Annotated in this window: 5 protein-coding genes; all 5 read right to left on the bottom strand. The window is 67.3% G+C overall.

The window, feature by feature from the left end:
• Positions 1–449: 449 nt before the first annotated feature.
• Complete coding sequence (locus ACCC94_RS25855; RefSeq protein WP_413352470.1) at positions 450–2885, bottom strand: efflux RND transporter permease subunit; 2436 nt, start codon at positions 2883–2885, stop codon at positions 450–452.
• A gap of 59 nt (positions 2886–2944) precedes the next feature.
• Complete coding sequence (locus ACCC94_RS25850) at positions 2945–4009, bottom strand: WD40/YVTN/BNR-like repeat-containing protein (protein WP_413352469.1); 1065 nt, start codon at positions 4007–4009, stop codon at positions 2945–2947.
• 101 nt (positions 4010–4110) lie between these two features.
• Positions 4111–5469 (bottom strand): DUF1329 domain-containing protein, encoded by a 1359-nt coding sequence (locus tag ACCC94_RS25845; protein ID WP_413352468.1) that lies wholly within the window; start codon positions 5467–5469, stop codon positions 4111–4113.
• 41 nt (positions 5470–5510) lie between these two features.
• A complete protein-coding gene (locus ACCC94_RS25840) occupies positions 5511–7358 on the bottom strand; it encodes a DUF1302 domain-containing protein (RefSeq protein WP_413352467.1) in 1848 nt (615 codons plus the stop codon).
• Between the two features lie 144 nt (positions 7359–7502).
• On the bottom strand, positions 7503–7671 hold a 169-nt coding region (locus ACCC94_RS25835), incomplete at its 5' end, for an alpha/beta hydrolase (RefSeq protein ID WP_413352471.1).

Here is a 7671-nt window from a genome sequence, read left to right as displayed (position 1 = left end):
GAGCAAGCTCGCTCCTACAGGGTGCGGCGATACGGCTCTTCGTAGGAGCGAGCTTGCTCGCGAACGGCACGGAACAAACCGTAGGGCGCATAACGCGCCAGCGTTATCCGCCGTTGTCGTAAGCGGCGGATAACCCGTTCCAGGTTATGCGCCCTACGTGCACGCAGAAACGTCAGGAGGAACACCCCGGAGGATGGCGCTCTACCGCAAGGTCGGCGTGGGGCGTTCGCGAGCGAGCTCGCTCCTACAGGGTGCGGCGATACGGCTCTTCGTAGGAGCGAGCTTGCTCGCGAACGGCACGGCACGGCACAAACCGTAGGGCGCATAACGCGCCAGCGTTATCCGCCGTTGTCGAAGCGGCGGAGCGTCGCAGGAACCCATGGCATGGGCGTACGCCGCGAGGGATTTCGCGGACAAGGTCCGCTCCTGCAGGGGCACGGCATTCGCGCTCAGAGCTTCTTTCCGCCCAGCAGAAAATGCGACAGCGCCGGAATCAGGATCAACGCGCCGAGCATGTTCCACAGGAACATGAAAGTCAGCAGGATGCCCATATCCGCCTGGAACTTGATCGGCGACCAGGCCCAGGTGATGACGCCCGCCGCCAGGGTCACGCCAACCAGCGCAACCACCTTGCCGGTGAAGGCCACCGCCTGCTTGTACGCGACCGACAGTGGCAGCCCGGCTCGTTGCATCTGTAGCTGCACGCTGAGCAGGTACAACGCGTAGTCCACCCCGATGCCCACGCCCAGCGCGATCACCGGCAGCGTGGCGACCTTCACGCCGATGCCCATCATCACCATCAGCGCCTCGCAGAGGATCGAGGTGAGCACCAGCGGCAGCAGCGCCACCAGGGTCGCGCGCCAGCTGCGGAAGGTGATCAGGCAGAAGATGCCCACCGCCGCGTAGACGTAGAACAGCATCCGATGGTTGGCCTCGCGCACCACGCGGTTGGTCGCCGCTTCGATCCCGGCGCTGCCGGCGGCCAGCAAGAACTGGCGCTCCGGCGTGCTGTTGGCGCGGGCGAAGTTCTCGGCGATGCCGGCCACCTCGTCCAGCGTCTGCGCCTTGTGGTCCTTGAGGAAGGCGATCACCGGCATCAGCGAGCATTCGGTGTTGAACAGCTCCGGGGTGTTCACCGAGGCCTGCTGGGCGGCGTAGTTGAGCACGTCCTGGTTGCGCTGCAGGCTGGCGAACTTGGGGTTGCCCTCGTAGGTGCCGGCGGTGATCTGCCGGACCGCGTTGACGAGAGAGGTGGTGGCCTGCACGCCTTCGTGCTGTTGCAGCGCCCAGCCAAGACGATCGGCGAGGATCAGCGTGCGGTAGTTCAGGCAGCCTTCCGGAGCGGTCTTCACCATCACCGCGAAGAGGTCGCTGGAAAGCGCGTAGTGGCTGGTGATGTAGGCGTTGTCGCGGTTGTACCGCGAGTCGGCGCGCAGCTCGGGAGCGCCAGTGTCGAGGTCGCCGATCTGCAGGTGTTGGCTGACCAGCAGGCCACCGGCGCCCAGCAGCGCAGCGATGATCACGGCCACGCTGGCCCAGCGGCGCTCGGTGAAGCGGTCCAGCAGGTCCCACAGCTTGCCCAGGCCGGCATGCTGGTCCGCCTGGCGATCCTCGCGCAGGGCGCGCGCAGCAGCCTTCGGGCTGACGCCGACGTAGGACAGCGCCACCGGCATCATCAGCAGCGAGGTGAAGATCAGCACCGCCACGCCGATGCTGGCGGCGATGGCCAGGTCCTGGATCACCGGGATGTCGATCAGCATCAGCACGGCGAAGCCCACGGCATCGGACAGCAGCGCGGTGACGCCGGCCAGGAACAGGCGGCGGAAGGTGTTGCGCGCGGCGACCTGCTTGTGGGTGCCACGGCCGATGTCCTGCATGATGCCGTTCATCTTCTGGGTGGCGTGGGACACGCCGATGGCGAAGATCAGGAACGGCACCAGGATCGAGTACGGGTCCAGCGCGTAGCCGAGCCAGGCCACCAGCCCGAGTTGCCAGACCACCGCCAGCAGCGAGCAGCCGATCACCAGCAGGCTGCTGCGCAGGCAGCGGGTATAGAAGAGGATGATGACGAAGGCGGTGACCACCGCCAGGCCGAAGAACAGCATCACCCGCACCAGGCCGTCGATCAGGTCGCCCACCAGCTTGGCGAAGCCGATCACGTGCAGGCGCACCGGACCCTTGCCCTCCTCGCCCGCGGCGAAGGCGCGGGCGTCGCCCAGGTATTCGTATTTCAGCCGCAGGTCGTCGAGGGCGCGGGAGAACTCGCGGTAGTCGATGCCCTTGCCGGTGGCCGAGTCGCGGTCCAGCAGCGGCACCACCAGCATGCTGGAGCGGAAGTCGTTGCCCACCAGGCTGCCGACGATGCCGGCGCGGGCGATGTTCTGCCGCAGCTGGCCGATGGACCCGGGCTTGCCGTCGTAGCCGTCGGGCATCACCGGGCCGCCCTGGAAGCCTTCCTCGGTGACCTCGGTCCAGCGCACCGCCGGCGACCACAGTGATTTCATCCAGGCGCGGTCGACGCCGTGGCTGAGGAACAGCTGGTCGCTGATCTGCCGCAGGCTGTCGATGTAGGCCGGGTCGAAGATGTCGCCGTTGGGGTTCTCCACCACGACTCGCACCGAGTTGCCCAGGCCGCGCAGGGCGGCGCGGTTGTCCAGGTAATTGCGGATGTAGGGATCGCCGTGCGGGATCATCTTTTCGAAGGCCGGGCGCATCTCCAGACGGGTCACGGCCATGTAGCCCAGCACCAGGGTGACCAGCGCGATCAGGGCGATGAACAGCGCGCGGTGGTTGAACACCAGGCGCTCCAGCAGGTTCCCGCTGTGGGTGTCAAAGTCCCGCAGTTCGCGGACTACAGGCATCTCGCCTTGCTTCAGGTCGACCATGAGGCTGTCTCTCTATCTCTTGTTCTTATGGTTCTTGAACGGGTGAAACACCGGTGCGCTCAGCGCACCGGCATCGCGTTCTCGCGTACGCCGCGGGCGCCTACCAGCAGCAGGCGGCCGGGGCCGGCCAAGGCGCCGCTGACGGGCAGGCGCTCGGCCAGGTCCAGGGTTTTGAAGCTGGCGCCGCTGTCATCGCTGACCAGCCCCTGGCCGGCCTGGCTGAACAGGTACAGCCGGCCGTTGGCATCGAAGCTGGCGGCGGTCAGGCTCACCGGCAGGCCGGTGTCCACCGCGCTCCAGCTTTCGCCGCCGTCGAGGCTGCGGATTGCGTGGCCGCGCAGGCCGTAGGCGAACACCAGGCCGGGCCGCGCGACAACGCCGAAGAAGCTGCCGGCATAAGGCGACTGCAGGGCGACGAAGCGCTCTTCTTGACGATCCAGACGCAGCAGCAGGCCCTGCTCGCCGACGACGAACAGGTCGTCGCCGCTGGCCGCCATGGCGGTCAGGTGCAGCGCCTGCGGGTTGTCGATACGGTGGTTCCAGGGCTCCCAGGTGCGCCCGCCGTCGCTGGTATGCAGGATCAGGTTGAAGGCGCCGATCACGAAGCCTTCGTTCGCGTTGCGGAACCACAGGTCGAGGAACGGCTTGTCGGCGCCCTCCTCCTGGTACCGGCGCGCCTGGTCCAGCCAGGTGGCGTTGTCCGGCTGCGGGTGGGCGGCGTAGTAGTCGAGCATCAGCTGGCCGATCTGCCGGCCGTCGAGTTGGCGCTCCCAGTGCTTGCCGCCGTCGGCGCTGTGCAGCACCACACCGTCGTGGCCGACCGCCCAGCCGTCCTGCGGCGTGGGGAAGCGCACGGCGGTGAGGTCGGAGCTGACCGGCACCTCGGCCTGCAGCCAGCTGGTGCCGCCATCGTCGGAATAGAGAATGTGGCCGCGCTGGCCGACGCTCACCAGGCGCTTGTCGACGCGGGTGACGGCCAGCAGCGGCACGTGGCTGGGAACAGCGCTGTGGGGCGCCGGCTGGTCGAGTACATCGACGAACTCTGCGACCGTCTCGCCGGCTTGAACGCCGCCCGCCAGAAGCAAGGCGCCCAGGAGCATCAGGCGCTTGAAGGGGATCTGCATGAAGCTTTCCTCACAACTCTCTTCGCATCGTTCCTGGCAGCTTTCGCTGCAGGATCCGCGACGGCCCCGCCTGGCATCAGGCCGGGCCGCCGCGTCCCTCATCAGCGAATGCCGCTACCGGCCAGCGCTTCGGGGGACCACTGGGTCTTGGCCAGCGGGTCGATGTAGCTGATGCCGCCGTACGGGCCGACCACGCCGTTGATGTTGTAGGAGCCGGCGGTCAGGTCGTAGATCATGAACGGCGTGGCGTCCGGGATGCGCTTGTCGTAGCTCTGGCTGAGGAAGGCGAAGGAGCCGCGATAGAGCTGGCCGCGGGCGTCGTACTGGTCGGAAGCCAGGGCCACCCAGCTGTCCTCGTCGAGGTAGAAGCGACGTTTGGCGTAGATGTGCCGCGCGCCGGACTTCAGGGTGCCTTCGACGACCCACACGCGGTGCTTCTCCCAGCGCACGTAGTCCGGCGACAGGTGGTTGGGCGTGACCACCGGCTTGATGTCGCTGGCGTAGGTCAGGCGGTAGGTGTTGTAGGGCACGATCATTTCCTGCTTGCCCACCAGCTTCCAGTCGTAGCGGTCCAGCGCGCCGTTGAAGACGAACACGTCGTCGTAGGTGCCGGCGCCGGCCATGCCGGGGTTCGGGGTGTCGTAGGCCAGGTTCGGCGCGAGCTTCACGCGGCGCTGGCCGGGCAGGTACTGCCAGGCGCGGCGCGGCTGCTGCAGCGGGTTGGCGGCGTCCTTGAGCATCATCGCCTCGCCTGCGCGGCGGGCCGGACCGCTGTAGTACAGCTTCATCTGGTAGTACACCTCGGAGCCCTTCACCGGCTGGGTGAGGTCTTCGTACACCGGGTAGTTGATGAAGGCCTGGCCGGTGGTGGCGAGGTTGGCGCTGCCGGAGGCATCGACGTTCCAGGAGTCGTACTTGGCCTTGATGTTCACGCCCTGGTAGCGCAGCAGGAAGTTCCACATCGCCTCGGAACCGCTCTTCGGAATCGGGAACGGCACGCCCGGCAGGGCGTTGTCGATGGCGGTGCCGCCTTCCAGGGACTGCGCGGTGACGGCGTTCTTCCTGCTGTTTTCCAGCACCGTGTCCGGCAGCGCGGCGCTGCGGTGGGTCGGGTAGACATCGACGCGGAAGCTCGGGTAACGCTTGGCCAGCTCGACGGTGGTGGCCGACAGCTCGTTCCTGTACTGGTCGACGTTCTTGCCGTCGATCACCAGCACCGGCTTGTCGCTGGCGAACGGGTCCGGACGCATGCTGTCGCCGGCCTTGAAGCTGGCCGGGGCGGTGGTCAGGCCGCCGGCGTAGGCGGGAATCGAACCGTCGCTGCTGGCGGCTTTCTCGGCGCCGACCAGGGTCAGGGTGCTGCCCAGCTGGGCGGCGTCCTGCGGGGAGACGGCGGCCTGGGCCAGACCGCAGAGGGTCAGGCCGAGGGCGGTGGCGATCAGGGTGGGTTTGAAGTTCATGCTGTTTTTCTCCTGCCTCGAAGTCGAGACCTGGGGTGAAATCAGAAGGTGGCCTTCAGGGATGCGGTGACCATGCCGCGGTCCTTCAGCAGGGGCGCGAGGCCGCCTTGCGAGGTGATCTGGCCGGGGATGCACTGGTACTGGCCGTTGGCGCCGGGGGTGTTGTTGTCGCGGCCGCTCTCGCAGGTATCGAAGGGGCCGAAGGCGTCGACGTATTTCAGGTCCAGGCGGTATTTCTGGTGGAAGTCCGCGGCCACGCCGACCGAGTAGCTGCCGGCGTCTTCGTTGCCGCCCAGCTGCACCGCCGAGTTGCCGTGCAGGCCGACGTTGTAGGCCATGGGCATGGACAGGTCGACGCCGGGGAAGGCCTGGTACCAGGTCGGGGTGAAGTTGGCGGACATGGCGTAGGCGTTGGTGGTGACCTTGTCGACGCCGTGGTAGCTGGAGTCGCCCTTGAAGGTCTGCTCGCCTTCGGTGACGTCGATCAGGTGCGTCAGGGTGCCTTCCACCGCCAGCGACGAGGCGTCCCACAGCGGGGTGGCGCCGAAGGTCACCAGGCCGTTGAGCACGACGTGGAAGGTCCTGCCGCGGGCGAGGCCGGTATCGCCGTCGCTGGGCATCTCGCCGATCAGGTTGGCGCCGTTGACCACGCCGCGCTTGGCCGCTGCATAGAGCGTGGAGTTGACCGTGGTGAAGTTGCTCGCCAGCGGCATGTTCTCGCGGTAGTTCAGGTCCATGCCGACGCTGACGCCGCCGATTTCCTTGGACAGGCTGATGCCGTAGATGTCGATGTCGTCGGCGTAGGCGGTGACGTAGTTCATCCCCTGCAGGCCGGCGAGGCCCGGCTTGTGCAGGTTCGGCGCATTCACCAGCACCGCCGGCAGGGTGTCGGAAGTGTTGCGGTAGTAGAAGCCCAGGGTGCCGTCGAGCCATTCCGGGCTCCACTTGGCCATCAGGCCGAAGTCGCCGGTGTTGTCGGGCTCGCGGTCATGGCCGCGCGGCGCGCCGTAGAAGGCGTTCTGCGCCGGCAGCGGCAGCCAGAATACGTTGCCGCCGTCGTTGAGCATGTCGTAGGGGCCCATGTAGGTGCCGCCTTCGGGGAAGCGCGAGTTCTCGAATTCGAGGAAGTACTGCGCGGCCAGGGTCAGCTCGGGGTTCACCGTCAGCGAGGCGGACAGCTGGTTGCGCGGCATGAACAGTTCCTTGGCCTCGGTGCCGGGCACGTTGTACAGCTTGCCCAGGTCCAGGGCCGACTGGCCGTAGTTGATGCCGTTGGCGGCGCTGAACAGCGTCTCGCCCCAGTAGATGGTGTGGCGGCCGAGCTTGCCGCTGAGCTGCATGTCGTCACCGACCTGGTGGCTGGCGAAGACGAAGGCATCGAGCAGCTCGCCGGACGGGCCATTGTAGTAACGGTCGGCGAAGTTGCTCAGGCCGTGGGTGGCCGGCTGCGCGCCGCGCGGGGCGATGACCGTGCCGTTGCGGCTGACCAGGTGGCCGGCGTTGCCTTTCTGGCCGGGGAACGGGTTATCCGAGCCGACATCATCGTAGGCATGGTCGTACCAGCCGGCGGCGGACAGGCGGAAGCCCATGCTCTCGCGGTAGACGAAGTCCAGTTCGCTGAGCAGGTCGAAGCGCTGGGTCACCGGGCTGCCGGAAGAGAAGTTGCGGTCGCCGTCGTTGGTGTTGGCGGTGCCGGCGATCTTGCTGTTGGGCGACTCGACCCGCTGCCCGTAGCTGAGCTTGACGGTGTTGTCGAAGCGGATCGACAGATCCGGATTGCCGGTGTCCAGCTCGAAGGCCTGCAGCGGCTGCGCGGCCATGGCGGCGAGGACTGCGCTCGCCAGCAGGCAGCGTTGCAGGGGGCGGTGCGGGTTGCTCTGATGATGCATTCTCGTGCTCCGTTTCTTGTTGTGGTCGGGACGCTTTCCGGGCCCGTCCCGCAGCCCCTCCCCCTGCGCCGGAGCGCACGGGGGCCTGCCCCGGCGCGGACGCCGGAACCGGGAGTTGCTGGGTTGATCGGTTGTCTGGGTGAATCAGCTGTCCAGCATCCGGATCAGCTCGTCGGCCTGTGGCCAGTCGCCGAATCCCGAAGCGGGGTTGAGATGGCCGACGCGGCCCAGCTCGACCAGGCTGGCGCGCCAGTGGCGGGCCATGCGCTGCACGGCTTCGGGACTGGCCAGCGGATCGTTGCCGCTGCAGCCG

It is taken from the genome of Pseudomonas sp. Pseusp97, from assembly GCF_047304025.1.
Lineage (GTDB): Bacteria > Pseudomonadota > Gammaproteobacteria > Pseudomonadales > Pseudomonadaceae > Pseudomonas.
The sequence above is the reverse complement of the archived record's forward strand: the minus strand, read 5'-3'. Positions and strand labels throughout refer to the sequence as shown.